Origin of the sequence: Streptococcus oralis subsp. oralis (assembly GCF_002096495.1) — a bacterium.
In the GTDB taxonomy this organism is placed as follows: domain Bacteria; phylum Bacillota; class Bacilli; order Lactobacillales; family Streptococcaceae; genus Streptococcus; species Streptococcus oralis_CU.
The window spans coordinates 673885-692671 of the sequence record NZ_NCUO01000012.1; the positions used below are offsets into that span (position 1 = coordinate 673885).

An 18787-nucleotide genomic window follows, 5' to 3' on the forward strand; every position below is an offset into this window, starting at 1 on the left:
CCTACTCTTTCGAATTGATAGCAAACTCTCACTCTCCATCCTTCCAGTTCCGAGCAATCTCTTCGTCTTTCTGGAGTTGGTCTACCAATTCCTCTACGGAGTCAAATTTGACCATATCGCGAACACGGTCCAGCCAGTAGACCATGACTGTCTCACCGTAAATATCGTCTGAAAAGTCGAAAATATTGACTTCAAAACGTGGTTCTTCTCCATCGAAAGTAACATTTTTCCCAACACTTGCCATGCCACGATATCTCTGACGTTGCACTTCGATATCGACTACGTAAACACCGTCCGCTGGCATGTAAGTTCGGTCTCTTAGGACCAGATTGGCTGTTGGATAACCAATAGTCCGCCCACGAGCATTTCCATGAACGACCATTCCACGAGATGGGAGCGGAGTGCCGAGCAGATGCTTGACTTCCTTTACATCTCCATCAAGAATTGCCTGACGAATCCGTGTAGAACTAATCTTGCCCTTTTCATCCTCAACTGGAGGAACAATGATGATCTCTCCATCAAAATAGTCCTTCAGGTCATCCGCAGTTTTCTTATCTGAGCCAAAGGTATAGTCAAATCCTGCTACAATAATCGCTGGTTTTAAAGCTCGAACATAGGTATCAAAGAATTCTTGACCCGTTAGACTAGCAAATTTGCTACTAAAGTCAAGTAGGAAAAGAGCCTCTACTCCGTGCCACTTCATCTTGTGCTCTCGTTCCTCATGATTGACGATGTGAAGCATGAGTTCAGGTTGGTAAGGTTGTAAGGCAAGTTTTGGCGATTCTGTAAAGGTCATCACGACAACTGGCAGATAATCCTTCATCGAAGCCTTGCTGGCCACTTCAAAGAGTTTCTGATGTCCCTTGTGGATGCCATCAAAATAACCTAGTACAAGGACTGTTTTTCCCGGTACTGCAATGTCTTTTTCGTTCTTAATAGGTACTGTTGTAATCATGAAACTATTATATCATAGAGAAAGTCTTTTCGCTAAGAGGAAATCCCAAATATCGTTTTTTGCGCCTGAACTGACCGTAAGAGAAAATTTAGGGCTTTAGTTTTAAAAAATAGCACCTCCTAAGAGATGCTATCATTTGGTAACTAGTCTATTGTTTCTTCTAAATCTTTTAACTTAACCGAAACAATCTTAGAAACACCTGATTCTTGCATGGTCACTCCATAGATAGAATCCGCTGCCGCCATCGTCCCCTTACGGTGGGTTACGACGATGAACTGACTATCCTTGTCAAAGCGGTTAAGGTAATCCCCAAAACGTTTGACATTGGCTTCGTCTAGCGCAGCCTCTACCTCGTCCAAGATAACAAAAGGAATGGTCTTAACACGGATAATGGAGAAGAGCAGAGCCAGAGCAGATAGGGCTTTTTCACCACCACTCATGAGGTTGAGAGACTGGATTTTCTTACCTGGTGGTTGAACAGAAATCTCCACACCAGCTGTTAAAAGGTCACCCTCAGTTAATATCAAGTCTGCCTGACCTCCACCAAACATCTGTCTAAAGGTCACTTTAAAGGACTCACGAATCGCCTCAAAGGTTGATTTAAAGCGTTCCTTAACCTCATCATTCATCTCTGTGATGGTCTCAAGGAGCAGGTTTTTCGCAGACAAAATATCATCACGCTGGCTATTGAGGAAATCCAAACGATTGTGGACTTCTTCGTACTGTTCAATAGCATCCAAATTGACTGGACCGAGTGAGCGAATAGCTTTCTCAAGATCTTTAACCTCTTGCTCTGCCAGATTGAGATCTTCCAACTCATGTGCTTTTTCTAGAGCCTCAGTGTAGCTGATCTGGTACTGGTCAGTTAATTGAGCTTGTAGATAGCGCAAGCGTTCACTGACCTTTTCCTTTTTGGCTTCAGCACGTGTTTGTTTACGAATCCACTCTTCATTCTGCTGACGAGCCTGATCCAAATGGCTGGCAATATCATCCAGCTGACCCTCGATATCATCCAATTCAAACTGCTTGCGAATCAGACCTTGTTGAAGATTGGCTTTCTGAGTTTTGGCCTCTTCCACCTGCTGACTTAGCAAATCCGTATCCACTTTCTCAAGATTATCAACCTTTTCTTGGAGAAGGCGCTGAATTTCCTCTTGTTCGAGATCCAGATTATCCAATTCCTTACTTAGTCGTTCAATATCAGTCACTTCATACCGCTTTTGTCCTTGCAGTTCTGACTTAAGCAAGCGTGCTTGCGCTACTTGTTCCTGCAAGTTTTGATAACGTTCTTGAATAGCGTTTTTGTTAGACTTAATCTCTTCAATCTCAGCTTCCAGATTTTGCTTTTCACTGGCGATAGTTGCAAGGCGCTCTTGGCATTTTTCCTTGTCCGCTTGCCAATCTCCTTCAGATAGGCGATTTAATTCCTCTTCTTGAAGTTTCCAAAGCGTTTCCAGTTCTTCGACCTGCTGATTGGTTTGTTGATAAGCGAGGTACAAACCTTGCTCCTGAATACGAGCTTGCTCACCCTGAGATTTGATGGCTTCTAATCTTTCTGCCAATACCGCCATCTCATCTTGCAAGGTCTTCAAACTCGCTTCTTCTGACCGCAAGTCAGCTTCTTCTTCAGCAATTTCTTTTTGTAATTGTTCCAGCTCTGGCTTGATGAAAATACTGTTGTTTTGACGATTGGCACCACCCGCGTAGGAACCACCTGTACGCAATTCGGTACCATCAAGCGTCACCATACGAACCTGGTAACGAACTTGACGAGCTGCCGTACGGGCATGTTCTACGGTATCAAAGATAGCCGTTGTGGCTAGCAAGTTTTTGAAAATGGCTTCTAGTCTCTTATCAAACGACACCAACTCATCTGCCATTCCCAGAAATCCTGGACTTGCTGCGATAGCATCTTGATTCTGACTAGAAATCGTACGAGCTTTGATAGTCGTCAATGGAAGAAAGGTCGCACGACCAGCTCTATTGCGCTTGAGGAAATCAATCGCCTTTGTTGCCGCGTTTTCATCTTCTACGATGATATGCTGACTGCTAGCTCCAAGCGCAATCTCTAGGGCAGTTTGATAATGCACATCAAAGGTCAAATGTTCACTGACTGCACCAATGATCCCACCAAGACGGGCTTTTTCTTGAAGAACACTCTTAACACCCGCATAAAAATTACTATGATTTTTTAGGATGTTTTCCAAACTCTGGGCTCTAGCCTGCTTGTTTTTGAGACTGTCTAGACGATCAAAGAGTTGGCTCTGCTGGGCTTGGTAAGAAACTTTCTGCTCCTCTTGTTCCTTGGCACTAGCTTGGTAGTCAGCCAATAATTTCTGAACCTGCTCCTTGGCAGTTTCAAGCTCAGCCTGCTGTTGACTGGCCTTTTCTCTAGCTGTAGCCAGTTGTTCTTTCAGTTTCTCAAGTTGATCAGCTTGTTTTTGAGACTGCTGACGGCTGTTTTCCAACTCATTCTCGATGCGGGTCAGTTGGTTTGAGACATCCGCTTCTTCTTGTAAAAGCGCAACAAAACGTTCACGCAGGAGCTCGATCATTTGGTCAGGATCATCTGAAAATGCCAACAACTCCGCTTCTAAACGATTGAGTTCCTTGTTGTTTTCAGCTAGACTTTCCTCTAACTGTTCCAAGTTCGCTTCTTTTTCAGATTTTTCTTTACTCAGAGCCTTTCTCTTATCTTCCAAAGTCGCCAAACGGGTTTGTGCTTCTTGTTGATTGAGGGCTACCTGCTCAGATTCCAGTTTAGACAAGGCTAGTTTTCGCTCTAAGTCACTGATCAAACTAGTCAAATCCATTAAGCTCCCTTGGTCTTTAGCCATTTGAGCTTGGAGATCTTGGCGTTTCTTTTTAAGAGTTTGATTTTCCTCTTCTAACTCTTCACGTTTTTGGTAATAACTGGTCAAGAGTTCCTGAACCTGCGTTAGCTCGTCTTCTGTTAGCTCTAGTTCAGACTTGTTTTCCTTGATTTGAGCAATCAGTACATCCAAGTAAATCGCCTTGCGTTGACCATCCAAGTCGAGAAACTTGCGCGCATTCTCGGCTTGTTTTGCAAGGGGCTTGATTTGATTGTCCAATTCATAGATAATATCCTCTAAGCGGTCGAGATTGTCTTGAGTTTGTTGCAGTTTGCTTTCTGTTTCTTTTCGACGAGTCTTGTATTTTAAAACTCCAGCAGCTTCTTCAAAAATAGCACGGCGTTCTTCGGGTTTGGAGTTAAAAATTTCCTCAACCTTCCCTTGGGAAATGATGGAGAAGGAATCCCGACCCAAACCGGTATCCAAGAAGAGGTCATGAATATCACGCAAGCGAACTTTCTTGCCATCAATTCGATACTCGCTATCTCCACTACGGTAGATATGGCGTTCTACCTTAATGACTTGCCCTGCATCCTTAATAAAACCATCTTCATTGTCCAAGGTCACGACAACAGAGGCATAATTGAGTGGTTTGCGACTTTCAGTTCCAGCAAAGATAACGTCCGGCATCTTGCCACCACGAAGACTCTTGACACTAGACTCACCCAAGGCCCATCGCAAACTTTCTGTGATATTTGACTTCCCAGAACCATTGGGTCCAACGACAGCTGTCACGCCTTGGTCAAATACGACCTTGGTCTTGTCAGCAAAGGACTTGAATCCCTGAATCTCAATCTCCTTTAAATACATGAATCCAGCCCTTTCTCAACTGCATTTTTAGCGGCCTCTTGCTCAGCCAATTTTTTAGAACGACCTTGACCTTTTCCGATACTCTTGCCCTCAACCAGAACTTCTACATCAAAAACCTTGTCATGGGCAGGCCCCGTCTCAGAGGTCACCTGGTAGCGAATATCCACATCTCCATTGACCTGGAGCAACTCTTGCAGGTGTGTCTTGTAATCCTTAATCATTTCAAAGTCACCTGCTTCAACCTTGGGAATCATGACCTGATAGATGAACTCTTTTACTCTAGCAACATCCTTGTCCAAAAGCAATGCTCCCAAAAAAGCTTCAAAGGCATCTCCAAGAATGGTGTCACGATTGCGCCCACCAGACTTTTCTTCTCCTTTTCCTAGCTTGATAAACTGATCAAACTGGCAATCACGCGCAAAACCAGCCAAACTCTCCTCACGGACAATCATAGCACGGAGTTTAGACAAATCTCCCTCTGGTTTCTTAGGATATTTTTTATACAGATATTCTGAAATCAATAATTGCAGAACAGCGTCTCCTAAAAATTCCAAGCGCTCATTGTGTGAAATTTTTAAGAGGCGGTGCTCATTGGCATAACTCGTATGAGTAAAGGCCGTTTCCAGTAAGTTTTTGTCTGCAAATTCGATTGCAAAACGCTTCTTTAGTACAGTTTGTAATTCTTTCATACCAACCTCTTTCTAACTGATAACAGTCCTTCTTATTATATCAAAAAAAGCCCCCTTAGTCACTTTAAAACGGGACTAGAGGGGAATTGAGCATTTTTTAGAAGACAATTTCAATTTTAGGGATAAACTTGGGGCGAGATAAAGAAAAAAGCCTTATTTAAGGCTTTCATAGGCTTTTTACATCCACCCTGAGGGAATCGAACCCCCATCTCAAGAACCGGAATCTTACGTGATATCCATTACACTAAGGGTGGAAACTTGTCTTATTATAACAGAAATTTGCTCTAATAACAAGTTTTTTTATGGGTAGACTAAGCGTCCATTAGTGGGATGCATCCCCGTTCCAGATAGAGTTTTTCACGATAACATAATCAACATGTTTAAGGTCAGCAATTCTGCGTCCACCTGCGTAGGAAATAGCACTTTGTAAGTCCTGCTCCATCTCAGTAAGGGTGTCTTGCAAATGCCCTTTGGTAGGAAGCAAAATGCGTTTGCCTTCCACATTTTTATATGCTCCTTTTTGATATTGAGAAGCTGAACCATAGTATTCTTTGAACTGTTCGCCATCAACTTCAATCGTTTTCCCTGGGCTTTCGATGTGTCCTGCAAAAAGGGAACCGATCATGACCATGCTGGCACCGAAACGGATAGACTTAGCAATATCACCATGAGTACGAATCCCACCATCAGCAATGATCGGTTTACGCGCAGCCTTAGCACACCAACGTAGGGCAGCCAATTGCCAACCACCTGTACCAAAACCAGTCTTGACCTTGGTGATACAAACCTTACCAGGACCGATTCCGACCTTAGTCGCATCCGCACCGGCATTTTCCAATTCACGCACAGCTTCTGGTGTTCCCACGTTACCAGCAATGACAAACGTATCTGGTAATTCTTTCTTAATGTGTTGAATCATAGAAATCACGCTATCTGCATGTCCATGAGCAATGTCAATCGTGATATACTCAGGAGCATCAGCCTTGAGTTGGCTAACAAAATCATACTCGTAATCCTTGACACCGACTGAAATAGAAGCAATGAGCCCTTGATCGTGCATGCGTTTGATAAAAGGAATGCGCCCAGCCTCATCAAAACGATGCATAATGTAAAAGTAACCGCCTTTAGCAAGTTGCTCTGCAACATCCTCATCCAAAATCGTCTGCATGTTGGCTGGTACAACAGGTAATTTGAAAGTGTGATTTCCAAGTGTGACGCTTGTGTCTGCTTCTGCACGGCTTTTAATGACACATTTATTTGGGATCAACTGAATATCTTCGTAATCAAAAATTGGAAATTCATTTAACATATCGCTGTCTCGTTTCTTTTGTAATGACCTACCTATGCTTGCGCATCCCTACGCCTTTTCCGACGTTTCCTTGATTTATTATAAACTAAAGTACAGTTTTTGTCAAATAATTTTAATTATAAAACAATAATGTTCGGTTTTTATAATTTAAATATAAAAAGTGAGGAGATTAGTTTCTCCCCACTTCCTTATCAATATTTCTTTTAAAAATCGCTTCGGAGCTTTCCATCATTTCACAAAATTCATTATAAGATGAAGCATTCTGAGGAATATGGATAGACAATTTCTTCAACAAAGCTCCATAACCTGCTAGCTTTCCTATCTCATTATCAACAACCTTGTGCTTGCTCGGAAAAACAAGACCAGCTTTCTCAGCTTCTAAAATATAAGAATAGGAAATCAGCTGGAATAAGTCCTCACGGTTGATTCCTTTTTCAGTGAACTCCAGTTTCTTATATTTTGCATCTAGAACAATCTTTCGTTCTCTGTCATAAAAATCTGGATATACCTTTCGTTTCCCAACAGAAAATACTGAAATTCCGTCCGTCTTATCTTTATTTCGTGGATGGATGAAACCTTTTGGCAACAAGCTGTGAACATACTCTTCCCAAAGCCAGGCAACATCAAAGAGAATACCATGTACCCTTTGAGATTGAGGGCCAAGACCATGCTTTTCTCTACTCAGAATCATCAAGCAGAGTTCCTGTAACTTTCTGTACTCTCTGAAGTAGGCGTGTCGGATGGGTTTGATTTTATTCATTCTGATAATCTTAGCACGATCAGCTAGTTTATAAGCTGGAGTTGCACGAGTAATTTCAGTTATATTTTCACGATTACTATCAAGTAGTGCTCCAAAACTTTTTTGAATCTTTATGTACTCAATCGTATGCCGAATCAACTGCATGAGTGGATTATCATAGGTAAACTCTCTTGTTGTATAGGCAATATTTCCCGTAAAAGGAAGATTTTTCTTAAGATGATTTCCTACATCAACGGCTCCCTTTACATGACTGTCGTTATGAGAAAATCTCTGGTATTCCTTATAAAGACCTTTTCTGAGAGCAGCTTGTAAATACTTGGGAAAGAGGTAAATCAAAAGCTGATAGAGTTTATCCTCTAGAGATAGACCGACATCCAAACTAGTCAGATTGATATTGAGAACCTTTTGTAAGAGATAATGCAAAAAATGGTCGTTACTTTCATCAGAAAAACGAGAGGCAATCGTTAATCTTTCCTGACCATATCCAAGAAAACCAATCACGTTTCCTGTCTTGATTTCCTGATTAACTGTTTCCAAAATCTTTTGGTCCTTATCTAAATCAAGAGAATTTATCAAATCATTCGGGAAAATAAAGATACGGTCCTCTCGAGAAAGGTTATCCAGTGTTCTATCAAGAAGCGCTTGACTTAGTTTGGGATATTCTGCTACAAAGTCTTCTTTAGCAATTTTATGCTGATTATCAGTTATACGCATCATTATCACCAGTATCTTGCTGAACTGTTTGCTCGTTATTTGTCAGATCAAATGCTTTTTTCAATGTATCCAGAGTTTCGGCCTCCTCATAAGAACCACGTAAGTAATCTTCCAATAGAGGTTTGAGGTAATCAGACCAGAGTAACTCATAGTCAAAATCCACATCCTGCAACTTAAGGAAATAACTTGGTCCGATATGATAATGACTATTTAGCTCTTGAACGTTTTCGATAGCAGCATTCAAGTTTCTTAGACGAGTTTTTGCTTCTTCGGCTTTATCACCAAGCACGTCATCAAGCATACCAACTGTAACTTCAACAAAACGGAAACGACGACGCATAGCAAAATCAAAGGTATCCACTGATCGGTCAATATCATTCATAGTTCCGATGATATAGACATTTTCAGGGATATAAAATTTCTCATCAGTCTCATGTAAATTAGCATATTGGGTAGAAACACTTCCCTTTTCACCACGATAACCAGGGTCAATAGAGAAAAAGAGTTCACCAAAAATCTTTGAAATCTCTCCACGATTGATTTCATCGATGATGAAGACGAATTTCTTATCAGTATCAATTTCTGTTGGGGAAACATAGTCTTTCAAACCAAATCTCTTTCTCAATGTTTCTAGGACAGTTTTTCCACCACTTTTGTAGTATTCTTGCTTATTATAATTTTTATCTTTATACAACTCGTAAACATATTTGCGAGGTAGTGACCATCCTGGAACACCACTATCATAATTTACTGACAAATTTTGTCTACTATTAACAGACAAGTAAGATGTTTTTGTTATATATTCTTTTTCTTCAGCAACATTTATATATTCTAAGTAAGAATCCCAAGCCTCATCAAAATTATCTTGTCCTCCAATCAATTGGGCTTCTTTTGCTTTCTGACAAAAATCTTTAAAAATACCATCCTGTAGCTTAAACTCAATAGCTCCATCCCCATTTGATACCGGTCTCAAACCCTCTACAAAATCTGTATAAATCTGTATAATCATAGGATGGGTGAAATTGTACAAAGTCGATTTGATCTTCGTTGCCATTCGTTAATTCTTTGGCAACTTCTTTAGCAAGATAAGTTTTTCCTGTGCCAGGAGCACCACGGAGGATGAGGTTTTTGGATGAAAGTAAAGTTCGACTCAATGGATGTTGAAGATTAATTTGTGCATGCATTTGTTCCTCCTCTTGCCTATTATCACTATCTATAAAATCTTTTGAATACTCAAATAAAAAACTACCTAACATAGAAGATTCTAGTTCAGGATAGGTTTTAGAAACCAGTTTACAAATCTCATGATTCTGAAGGTAGGGTCCTCCTTGATTACGTTGAGGAATCAACCTATTCCAAAATTCATTCTGACTATTCATATTTACCCCTAAAAAAGAATGATTCTCAGAATAAATACAAAGTAATTTTGTCACTACCGCAGAACGACCAATAAATTCATTCGTAGACTTTTTCATATCAAAAATCGGATTATCAAATTTGAAATGAATACCTTCTTTAATAATTTCGTACAAATCTGTTTTCAATTTAGTAAATCGATGATCCAACTCTGAAAGAGGAATGACTTTATTAGCTTGATCTTTATAACTCTTTGTTTTTTCATTCCAATAAATACCAAATTTTTAAGAACCTCCGCTTTGTTTTGCGGCTGTCCATCGGCGGACGAAAATAACAAACACACATGTCGCAATAAACACAAAACTCACTAGGAATACCAGCGGAATCCCAAATCTCGCTCCACTTTCTATTGTTGCCATTGTCGTTCCTCCTTTTTATCTTTCTCACTTAGAATCCATACAAATACAAGAATTTTTCTTTTCTTAGATATCACGATTTACACTTCCTCAGTTGTTGTTGAGCAATCTCTTTTATCCCACTTTAAAGGTAAGTGAGGTTTAATATCAACTGAATTACGATACGCAATCACTTTGTTCAATCTATCAAAATACGTCTTCCAATCTTCTAATGAAAAGTCTCGATATTTATAATCTGAGATTTCAAATTTATCAATTAATCGTTGTATGTTATTTTCTTTAATTTCTATATTATTTCTGTCTATAGCAACTTTACGATTTTCAATTTCCTCTAATGAGTGTTGAAAAAAACCTTGAAGAAACATACATTCTAAACTTTCTGAAAAAACCCATTCCACTAAATTTTTCTTGTTGTTGAAATACTCCATTAGTTTCCCTTTTAAACAATAGTATAAAAACTGATCAAGTTTATCTTCTGACATCATAAATTTATCAGGATTCAAATTTCTTTTTCCTGCTTTATTTGTCATATTCGGTAATAACAACAAATTTCCTCTCGATGCATAATGTTCTGCCAAATAATTAAAAATAGTAAGCTTCTCATTATTCCTAGTTTCATCATTTTGAAGAACTATATCGATACCAGCATTATTTTTCGCTAATATTTTGCCATCTTTATTCAGGTCTAAATAATAAGTGATTGGAGTCCAAATCGAAGTCATAATATCTCCGCGTTCTGCTAAATCTCTCCTTTGCCAATCATTATCCAGTTCTTTAATTTCTTCATCAAAATTATAAAAGTATACCGCATCTGAATCATATAAAAATCGAGGTGATTTAGGGATATCATCCTTATAATAGCGCATTAACATTTCTAAACCACTATTAACATTACTACAATCCACTGAAGCCGTTGAAAAAATTGTCTCAAAAACTTTCTTGCTAATCCCTTTCGTTCCCATCTCATACACCCTTCCAATCTATTTATTTACTATCGTTTTACCCTACTCATTGTTCGTTCTATCTCTATCTTACCGAGCTTTTTTATTTTTTCCACCTCTTTTAAGTACGTTTTAGGTTCATGGTGCAAATTATAGTTAACCAAACGGAAAGGAGAAGCTCCGCCTCCAATTCCCATAAATAAGGATTTGTATTTTCCCCTCTCAAGACTATAGCAAAAAGAATTACTTTTAGCACCTTTCCCAATAACATAATCATCAATAGACATGGTTAAAATTCTATCAAGTGGCCACTCTTTAAGAAATTCTTCACGTAATTGTTCATTGTAAATACTATATTTAGATGCATCTTCTCTTAATCTTATTTTATTTTCTTGGTACCAGTCATAAAAATCTTCCAGACTAACTTTTCTTTTCAACATCAATCTTACTCCTTTTATAATAATGTTCGAATATAAAACTATATATTTTATATATAGAATATCATATCCTATATAAAAAGAAAAGAATTTCTAAAGAAAAAGCCTAGAGTAGAGGGTTTTATTCCCTCATAACACTAGACTTCTTTTTTATCTTAATAATACTCACCTTGACGGTAGTCCCATGAGTTAAAGGTATCTGACAAATGCATCATGATTTTATCAATGTCAAGCCCTTTACGGATAACGACTGGTGCTGGTGAGATTGAACGGTCTCCTCCTTGTTCTGGGATGAGTTTTCCGTCCTTATCGACCATAGAAACCATCACACCTTGCTCGTAGCGCGTTTCAATCGTTTTGTCTGGTTGGATTGAAGCAACGTAGTCATCTGCTTCGATGACAAGGTCCACTGCTCCTTCGATACGTTCTCCGATTCCTTCTACCTTACCACGGTTTCCTTTTCCAGATGGGTTGGCTGATGAGGCGTAGACCATCTTGCCTTCTTCCCAAAGTTTAGCAGCCAACTGCTCACCAGCTTTACCAAACTTGATGACAAAACAGCTAGTACCACGAACGTCTGTCATGAGCTCCTCACGGCCATCACCGTATGCTTTCAATTTCTCAAAGGCTTCTGGTTTCCATGGAAGGATACAACCGAGGAGAATGTCTTCGTCCCAATGTTTTTGGTAGAAGGCTTCAATTTCTGGGTTGAGTTGTGCTAAAGCGCGAAGCTCATCCATGCTACCACAAAGTACAACACCTGGTTTGTTACGGTTACGCTCTTTAGCTTCAAATTTGCGTTCAAGTCCTGCTTTATCGCTAGTCATGATAATGTAACCAACTTTTGTAGGGCAAACGATACATCCGCCCTCACCTTTTAAAATGTCATAGCCTTCTTGAGAAAGTGTTCCGTTCCATTGAATGTGTTTTGTCATAGTTCTATAGTTCCTTTTCTATTTTTTCTAATCCTGCCAGTAGGCTGGACGTTGTTTTTCATAAGCAGCAATCAAGTCTTCATACTGCAAAGTAATGCCGATATCATCCAAACCATTTAAGAGCTTGTGTTTCCACTCGCTATCGATTTCGAAAGTGAATTCTCCAACTGATGAGATGATTTTTTGTTGTTTCAAGTCTACAGTTACCTGGTCGGTCGGTTTGAGTTGGGCTAGCTTTTCTCTAACCTCCCTAGGCTGAACAATAGGCAACATGCCATTATTGAGTTCATTATTGTAATGAATGTCCCCAAAAGATCCTGCAATCACAACCTTAAAACCATAGTCAGCTAGAGCCCAAGCTGCGTGTTCCCTCGAAGAACCCGCCCCAAAGTTATCCCCCGAGATAAGAATACTGGCTTTACGATATTCAGGTCGGTTAAAAACAAAATCTGGATCCTCAGTGTAGTTATCGTCTAGATAACGCCAAGCATACATAAGGTACTTACCAAAGCCTTTTTTATCAATTAACTTGAGAAACTGCTTGGGAAGGATTTGGTCAGTATCAATGTTATCATTCATAAGAGGAACGGTCGTTCCCGTATAAACTGTAAATTTCTCCATATCCTCTCCTTACTGGGCTTCTGGCATTTGTCGAACATCTACGAAGCGCCCTGCGATAGCTGCCGCAGCTGCCATGGCTGGACTGCAAAGATGTGTCTTAGCCCCAAATCCCTGCCTATCTTCAAAGTTACGGTTACTGGTTGAAGCACAGTGGACGCCATCAGGTACCTTGTCGGGATTCATCCCTAGACACATGGAGCAACCTGGGTCTCTCCACTCAAAACCAGCATCTAGAAAGACTTTGTCCAAGCCCAACTTCTCAGCAGCTCGTTTCACAGGACGAGAGCCCGGAACTACAATTGCTGTTAGATTGGGAGCAATTTTCTTTCCTTTGACAAATCGAGCAGCTAGTTGCAAGTCACTGAGACGAGCATTGGTACAAGATCCGATAAAGATATAACCTAGTTCAATGTCCGCTGGCTTTTGACCAGGCTCCAAGTCCATGTAATGATAAGCTCGCTCATCATTCATATCCTTAATTTCTGGAAAACTACTGTCAAAGTCAACTCCCATAGCAGGATTGGTTCCCCAGGTCACCATAGGTGCCAAGTCAGAGACATCCATCTGAATAACCTTATCATAAACGGCATCCTCATCACTGACAAGTGTCTTCCAATCAGCCACAGCCTCTTCAAAGTCCTCTGGAACACATTCTCGTCCCTTGAGATAATCATAGGTAGTCTGATCCGGGTTCATGATCCCCATCTTAGAGCCAAACTCGATGGACATATTGCAGATGGTCATTCGCTCTTCCATGGTCAGAGCATCAATCGCTTGCCCACGATATTCCACCACATAGCCTACACCACAAGCAACGCCGTACTTGGCAATCAAGGCTAAAATGTAATCCTTAGAATAAACTCCTTTTTGAGGAACACCAGTGAATTCTACCAGCATTTTCTTGGGTTTGACCTGCCAGAGGGTCTGGGTCGCAAAGACATGCTCAACCTCACTAGTCCCAATCCCAAAGGCGATGGCTCCGAAAGCTCCGTGAGTAGCTGTATGGCTGTCTCCACAGACAATGAATTTCCCTGGTTGAGTTCTTCCTGTTTCTGGACCTACCATGTGAACGATACCTTGTTTTTCAGAACCATGGGCCGCATGTTCAATCCCAAACTCCTCAACATTTTCAGCAAGCTTATCAATTTGCGCCTTGGAAATGACATCTCGAATATCGTAGATATTGACCGTTGGTACATTGTGGTCAAAGGTGCCAAATGTCAAGTCTGGTCGTCTCAATCTGCGACCTGCATCTCGTAATCCTTGAAAAGCTTGGGGACTAGTCACTTCATGAATATAGTGCTGGTCCACATACATGAGTTGGGGCTGCCCCTCTTCTCCTGTGATGACATGGCGGTCCCATAATTTATCAAAAATCGATTTTCCTGCCATCCATTACCTCCAAATGAAATATAGGGCTACTAGTGTGGTTACCATGCCAAGGAACCAAACCGTTTTAAAATACCATTTTCGAGTCTTGTGATGAAAGATCATTCCTGCTAACCAGGCACCAAATCCACCACAGACAAGTGCTATCGTCAAGAGAATTTTCTCTGGGATGCGCCAAGCACCTCTCCTTGCCTTGGATTTGTCGATTCCATAAATGATAAAAATTATGACATTCCAAATCAAGAGGGTAAGAGTAATTCCTTCGTTTATCTTCATAGTCTTTCAATGATGGCTTCCGTCATTTCCTTGGTCGAAGCCTTTCCTCCTATATCTCTCGTTAAAATTCCTGCTTCCAAACTGGCTTCTACAGCATGTTCGATACGCTCCGCATCCTCATAACGTCCAAAGCTATCTCTCAACATCATGGCAACTGACAAAATCATGGAAATAGGATTGGCAATTCCTTGACCTGCAATATCAGGTGCCGAACCGTGAATGGGCTCATAGAGACTTGGGCCATTTTCAGAGTGACTAGCAGATGGCATGACTCCAAGTGTGCCAGATAGAACGCTTGATTCATCCGAGAGAATATCTCCGAAAAGATTTTCTGTCACGATGACATCAAACTTAGCAGGATTGGTAATCATGATCATGGCAGCTGAGTCCACCAGCTGATGTTCCAAGGTCACATCTGGGAAATCCTTAGCAACATCCTCAGCTACTCTCCGCCAAAGTTTAGAAGTCGCTAACACATTTTGCTTATCGATACTGGTGAGGATTTTTCTCCGATTTTTTGCAATTTCAAAGGCCTTGCGAATAATCCGCTCCACTTCCTCATAACTGTAGTCGTTGATATCACGCGCTTTTCGCTCTTCTAGAATATGATCCCCAAAGTAAATCCCTCCTGTCAACTCACGCACCACGACAAAGTCCACACCAGCAATTCGTTCCAGTTTGAGAGGTGACAAATGTTTGAGACTGTCAAAGATTTTTACAGGGCGAATATTGGCATAGAGATTTAGTTCCTTACGAAGAGCCAGCAAGCCTTGTTCAGGCCGAATCGCTGCCCCATCATACTGGGGACTACCGATGGCTGCTAGGAGAATAGCATCTGCTTCTCTACATGCCTTGAGGGTCTCATCAGGTAAGGGATGCCCAGCAGCATCAATACCTGCACCTCCAAAGGGGCATCTGTCTATCTCATAGTCAAAACCTGTTTTTGAAGCTAGAGCTTCTAGAACTGCTAAACCAGCTTCCATGATTTCTGGACCGATTCCATCCCCTGCTAGAGCTACTATTTTCTTTGTCATAGCCTTCTCCTTTACACACTAGGCATGTCTCGGTAGGAAACGCTATGCCCCATCTCACCTGCATTCTCTTTTTGAACAAAAGTATTGGCATTGATATAAGCAATAGCCGAAGCCTTCAATACATCGAAATCAAGACCTGCTGCGTTAAAGATGGTTTCGGTATCTCTGTTTTCAACAGTGACCAAAACCCGAGCCTGGGCATCGATCCCATCCGTCACCGCATCAATAGTGTAGGATACCAAACGAACAGATTGGTTGAAGAACTTATCAATAGCGTTAAAGATAGCTTCAACGGAACCTTGCCCTGTCGCATTGAATTCGACTTTCTCACCATCCATATTTGCTAGGCTAACGAGAGCTTCAATGTCATTATCTGCATGAGTTTGAAGTTGTAAATCATCAAAGTGGAAGCCTTCTGGGTTTTCAACCATGGTACCAGCGACCAGAGCTCGAATATCTGCATCTGTGATTTCTTGTTTCTTATCTGCCAACGCCTTGAACTTAGCAAAGAGTGGTTTGATATCCTCTTCTGTATAATCTAGGGCCAGTTCTCTTAGTTTTTCAACAAAGGCATGGCGACCAGACAATTTACCAAGCGGAAGACTATTACTCTTAACCCCGACCAATTCAGGTGTGATAATCTCATAAGTGAGAGGATTTTTAAGGACTCCATCTTGGTGAATACCAGACTCGTGGGAGAAGGCATTACCACCAACCACAGCCTTGTTTTTAGGAACTGGAATACCAGAGAAGCGAGAAACCATTTCAGACGTATTCATTGTTTCATCCAAAACAATATCACTAGTTGCTTGGAAGAAATCCTCACGAATCTTCAAAGCAACAGCTACTTCTTCAAGAGCAACATTACCTGCGCGTTCACCGATACCATTAATAGTTCCCTGGACACGTCCAGCACCGTGTTTAATTGCTATCAAAGTATTTGCAGTTGCCATACCGAGATCATCGTGACAGTGGACACCAAAGACAACTTTATGATCTGATTTAATATTTTCAGTCAAGTGATCAAAGATACGTGCAAACTCTTCTGGAGTCGTAAAGCCAACTGTGTCAGGGATATTGATATAAGATGCACCTGCATCGACCGCTGTTTGAACGACTTGCAAGAGGAAATCCAACTCTGTTCTAGTCGCATCTTCAGGAGAGAATTCGACGATTTCAAACTTAGAACGAGCATAAGAAACATGTTCCTTGATAGCTTCTAAAATCTCTTCCTTGCTTTTATTGAGCTTATACTTGCGGTGAATCGGACTGGTAGCGATAAAGACATGAATTTGTGGATACTTGGCATCCTTAAGCGCCTCATAACAAGCATCAATATCAGATTTTACAGAACGAGCTAATCCTGTCACTGCTGTTTTTTTCATGGCTCTAGCAATTTCTTGAACGGCTATAAATGAATCTGGACTAGCAGCCGGAAAACCAGCTTCAATTACAGAAATTCCCCATTTCTCTAGCTGTCTTGCAATGGAAACTTTTTCCTTTATTGAAAAGTTAACACCAGGTGTTTGTTCCCCATCACGAAGGCTTGTATCAAAAAATTCAACTTTACGCATAAGATTTCCCCTTTTCCAAATGTGGTTTTAAAAAAACATCTCGCTTAGAAGCCCAAGCGAGATGTTGATTTACTCCCGCTTGGTAAGCCAAACAGGACTAATGCTTTTGCACTAGCCCGAGTACCTCAACAACAAAGCAAATTGATTAAACTTAGCTGTTTTCATGTTTGACTTTCTCCTTCGTTTGATATCTTGTTTAGTATTTTAGCATAGCTAAAAACACTTGTCAAGAAAAAATCCATTATTTTCTGAAAATTTCTTCAATAAAGAATATTTTGCTAATTGAAAGTATTTGAAAAATCAAGTAACTTTCTTTAATTTTTCACAGTCAAGTTCCAACTTCTTTCGATGAGTTCTATCACTTCTTCATCTTGCAAACTATCATCAAGCGCCAGACTAAGCCAGTAGCGTTTATTCATATGAAAAGCTGGATAAATACCCTTTTGTGAAAGCAAGTCAGCTACTTGGTCGTGTTTGATATTAACTGCTTCGACTAGCCCTTCTCTCCCCTTATCTAGCCTATCCCAAGGAATTCTCATTAAAACAGCATACCACTTTTGATTGCCTTCATGGCGCAATACAGCTGTATCAGGCGATTTTTCCCACAGATACTCCAACTGATTACCATACTTTTCCTGAACTTGAGCCATGATGCGCTTAGTCTGAGGACAGATAAAATCCTGCACATCAAAACAAGCCTTCCGAATCTGATAGAGAATCTCCAAACAAGCCTCACGGACACTTGCAACAAAACTCCCACGCATGCTTTCCATATGTACTTGAGGATAGAGGTCACCAGTCTCCTGATCAAAAACTTGAAAACTCACATTATCTGTAGTGATGGACACAATCATGACAAAGTCTCCATCCAAAATCTGGAAACTGTAGGACCAGACTCCCTCATTTTCTATAAAACCGAAGGCACGAACTTTTTCTTGATTAAACTGATAGGATTTAAAAATTTCAAACATAAGTGAAAACTGCTACCCAAAGCTAGCAGTTCCTTTCTATTTTTTAAAAGACAACCTTGGTACCGTGCAATTGAGTCACACCAAGTTGGTCGATAAAGGTTTGACGGTTGTCCAAGTCAATTCCTCCACCTGGTAAGATTTCAATTTTACCTTTTGCATGTTCCAAAATTCTGTGATAGTGAGCAAAACGTTTGTCTAGCGAGTCCTCAGAAACTCCAGCACGAGTTAAGATACGAGTGACTCCGGCTTGGCTGAGCCAGTCAATGGCTTCCAACTGGTCTTCATCACTTAATTCATCAAAGGCCATGTGAAAGACAATTTCCATTCCTTTAGATGCGGTAATCAGCTTCTCAAGATTAGGCTTATCCAACTTCTTATCAGCAGTTAATGCCCCAAATACAACCCCTTGACTTCCAGCCTGAGTAGTCAAACGAATGTCTTCTAGCATGATCGCTATTTCAAGATCAGTATAGACAAAGTCGCCACCACGGGGACGAATCATAGTCATGATGGTGGTGTCGTAGTTAGCTGCCAGTTCAACCGCTGCCTTGGTCACTCCATAGCTAGGTGTTGTTCCTCCCACTGCTAGATTGTCACAAAGTTCGATTCGACGAGCTCCAGCCTGCATGGCTTTTTCTAGCAAGGTCACATTTTCAGCACAAAATTCGTAAATCATTTGATTCTCCTTGATGTTTTCTTTAAATTTATTATATCATATTATTTTAAA

General features: G+C 40.6%; 15 protein-coding genes, 1 tRNA gene and 2 pseudogenes. All 18 read right to left on the reverse strand.

Features of this window, described 5'->3' with window-relative positions; translation table 11 throughout:
- Positions 1 to 28: 28 nt before the first annotated feature.
- Complete coding sequence (locus B7717_RS08715; RefSeq protein ID WP_070657598.1) at positions 29 to 955, reverse strand: bifunctional riboflavin kinase/FAD synthetase; 927 nt, start codon at positions 953 to 955, stop codon at positions 29 to 31.
- Between the two features lie 143 nt (positions 956 to 1098).
- The gene (gene smc, locus B7717_RS08720) at positions 1099 to 4638 is read right to left on the reverse strand and encodes a chromosome segregation protein SMC (protein ID WP_070657596.1); all 3540 of its coding nucleotides are present in this window, start codon (positions 4636 to 4638) and stop codon (positions 1099 to 1101) included.
- Positions 4629 to 5327 carry a ribonuclease III gene (rnc, locus tag B7717_RS08725; protein WP_000661472.1) on the reverse strand — a complete coding sequence of 233 codons (699 nt, stop codon included), beginning with the start codon at positions 5325 to 5327 and terminating at the stop codon, positions 4629 to 4631. The genes smc and rnc overlap by 10 nt, the downstream gene beginning before the upstream one ends.
- A 182-nt stretch (positions 5328 to 5509) precedes the next feature.
- Positions 5510 to 5581, reverse strand: a tRNA-Arg gene (locus tag B7717_RS08730).
- A gap of 68 nt (positions 5582 to 5649) precedes the next feature.
- Positions 5650 to 6636, reverse strand: a complete 987-nt coding sequence (locus B7717_RS08735) for a GMP reductase (protein WP_070657594.1) — start codon at positions 6634 to 6636, stop codon at positions 5650 to 5652.
- Between the two features lie 169 nt (positions 6637 to 6805).
- On the reverse strand, positions 6806 to 8110 hold the full coding sequence (locus B7717_RS08740) for an McrC family protein (protein ID WP_070657592.1): 1305 nt from the start codon (positions 8108 to 8110) through the stop codon (positions 6806 to 6808).
- Positions 8100 to 9750: pseudogene (locus tag B7717_RS08745) on the reverse strand (hypothetical protein); the annotation flags it as partial. The pseudogene B7717_RS08745 and the gene B7717_RS08740, both read right to left, overlap by 11 nt.
- Complete coding sequence (locus B7717_RS09790) at positions 9751 to 9885, reverse strand: hypothetical protein (RefSeq protein WP_269780274.1); 135 nt, start codon at positions 9883 to 9885, stop codon at positions 9751 to 9753. It abuts the pseudogene before it with no gap.
- Between the two features lie 77 nt (positions 9886 to 9962).
- The gene (locus B7717_RS08750) at positions 9963 to 10844 is read right to left on the reverse strand and encodes a hypothetical protein (RefSeq protein WP_084944559.1); all 882 of its coding nucleotides are present in this window, start codon (positions 10842 to 10844) and stop codon (positions 9963 to 9965) included.
- 151 nt (positions 10845 to 10995) lie between these two features.
- Positions 10996 to 11263 (reverse strand): annotated as a pseudogene (locus tag B7717_RS08755) (McrB family protein); the annotation flags it as partial.
- A 152-nt stretch (positions 11264 to 11415) separates the two neighbouring features.
- On the reverse strand, positions 11416 to 12195 hold the full coding sequence (locus B7717_RS08760) for an L-threonylcarbamoyladenylate synthase (protein ID WP_000160506.1): 780 nt from the start codon (positions 12193 to 12195) through the stop codon (positions 11416 to 11418).
- Positions 12196 to 12222: 27 nt separating this feature from the next.
- Entirely contained in the window at positions 12223 to 12816 is a 594-nt protein-coding gene (gene leuD, locus B7717_RS08765) for a 3-isopropylmalate dehydratase small subunit (RefSeq protein ID WP_070657588.1), read from the reverse strand.
- Positions 12817 to 12825: 9 nt separating this feature from the next.
- Positions 12826 to 14208, reverse strand: a complete 1383-nt coding sequence (gene leuC / locus B7717_RS08770; protein ID WP_070657586.1) for a 3-isopropylmalate dehydratase large subunit — start codon at positions 14206 to 14208, stop codon at positions 12826 to 12828.
- A gap of 3 nt (positions 14209 to 14211) precedes the next feature.
- The gene (locus B7717_RS08775) at positions 14212 to 14481 is read right to left on the reverse strand and encodes a DUF1294 domain-containing protein (protein ID WP_070657584.1); all 270 of its coding nucleotides are present in this window, start codon (positions 14479 to 14481) and stop codon (positions 14212 to 14214) included.
- Positions 14478 to 15515 (reverse strand): 3-isopropylmalate dehydrogenase, encoded by a 1038-nt coding sequence (gene leuB / locus B7717_RS08780; protein ID WP_084944560.1) that lies wholly within the window; start codon positions 15513 to 15515, stop codon positions 14478 to 14480. The genes B7717_RS08775 and leuB overlap by 4 nt, the downstream gene beginning before the upstream one ends.
- 11 nt (positions 15516 to 15526) lie before the next feature.
- The gene (locus tag B7717_RS08785; RefSeq protein WP_084944561.1) at positions 15527 to 17089 is read right to left on the reverse strand and encodes a 2-isopropylmalate synthase; all 1563 of its coding nucleotides are present in this window, start codon (positions 17087 to 17089) and stop codon (positions 15527 to 15529) included.
- 314 nt (positions 17090 to 17403) lie between these two features.
- The gene (locus B7717_RS08790) at positions 17404 to 18060 is read right to left on the reverse strand and encodes an MmcQ/YjbR family DNA-binding protein (protein WP_084944562.1); all 657 of its coding nucleotides are present in this window, start codon (positions 18058 to 18060) and stop codon (positions 17404 to 17406) included.
- Between the two features lie 43 nt (positions 18061 to 18103).
- Positions 18104 to 18736 carry a copper homeostasis protein CutC gene (locus B7717_RS08795; RefSeq protein WP_000638807.1) on the reverse strand — a complete coding sequence of 211 codons (633 nt, stop codon included), beginning with the start codon at positions 18734 to 18736 and terminating at the stop codon, positions 18104 to 18106.
- Positions 18737 to 18787: the final 51 nt, after the last annotated feature.

What these genes read in the sequence shown, in the direction of transcription:
- B7717_RS08715 (WP_070657598.1), bottom strand. Translation starts at nt 955, where the DNA reads ATGATTACAACAGTACCTATTAAGAACGAAAAAGACATTGCAGTACCG.
- smc (WP_070657596.1), bottom strand. Translation starts at nt 4,638, where the DNA reads ATGTATTTAAAGGAGATTGAGATTCAGGGATTCAAGTCCTTTGCTGAC.
- rnc (WP_000661472.1), bottom strand. Translation starts at nt 5,327, where the DNA reads ATGAAAGAATTACAAACTGTACTAAAGAAGCGTTTTGCAATCGAATTT.
- B7717_RS08735 (WP_070657594.1), bottom strand. Translation starts at nt 6,636, where the DNA reads ATGTTAAATGAATTTCCAATTTTTGATTACGAAGATATTCAGTTGATC.
- B7717_RS08740 (WP_070657592.1), bottom strand. Translation starts at nt 8,110, where the DNA reads ATGCGTATAACTGATAATCAGCATAAAATTGCTAAAGAAGACTTTGTA.
- B7717_RS09790 (WP_269780274.1), bottom strand. Translation starts at nt 9,885, where the DNA reads ATGGCAACAATAGAAAGTGGAGCGAGATTTGGGATTCCGCTGGTATTC.
- B7717_RS08750 (WP_084944559.1), bottom strand. Translation starts at nt 10,844, where the DNA reads ATGGGAACGAAAGGGATTAGCAAGAAAGTTTTTGAGACAATTTTTTCA.
- B7717_RS08760 (WP_000160506.1), bottom strand. Translation starts at nt 12,195, where the DNA reads ATGACAAAACACATTCAATGGAACGGAACACTTTCTCAAGAAGGCTAT.
- leuD (WP_070657588.1), bottom strand. Translation starts at nt 12,816, where the DNA reads ATGGAGAAATTTACAGTTTATACGGGAACGACCGTTCCTCTTATGAAT.
- leuC (WP_070657586.1), bottom strand. Translation starts at nt 14,208, where the DNA reads ATGGCAGGAAAATCGATTTTTGATAAATTATGGGACCGCCATGTCATC.
- B7717_RS08775 (WP_070657584.1), bottom strand. Translation starts at nt 14,481, where the DNA reads ATGAAGATAAACGAAGGAATTACTCTTACCCTCTTGATTTGGAATGTC.
- leuB (WP_084944560.1), bottom strand. Translation starts at nt 15,515, where the DNA reads ATGACAAAGAAAATAGTAGCTCTAGCAGGGGATGGAATCGGTCCAGAA.
- B7717_RS08785 (WP_084944561.1), bottom strand. Translation starts at nt 17,089, where the DNA reads ATGCGTAAAGTTGAATTTTTTGATACAAGCCTTCGTGATGGGGAACAA.
- B7717_RS08790 (WP_084944562.1), bottom strand. Translation starts at nt 18,060, where the DNA reads ATGTTTGAAATTTTTAAATCCTATCAGTTTAATCAAGAAAAAGTTCGT.
- B7717_RS08795 (WP_000638807.1), bottom strand. Translation starts at nt 18,736, where the DNA reads ATGATTTACGAATTTTGTGCTGAAAATGTGACCTTGCTAGAAAAAGCC.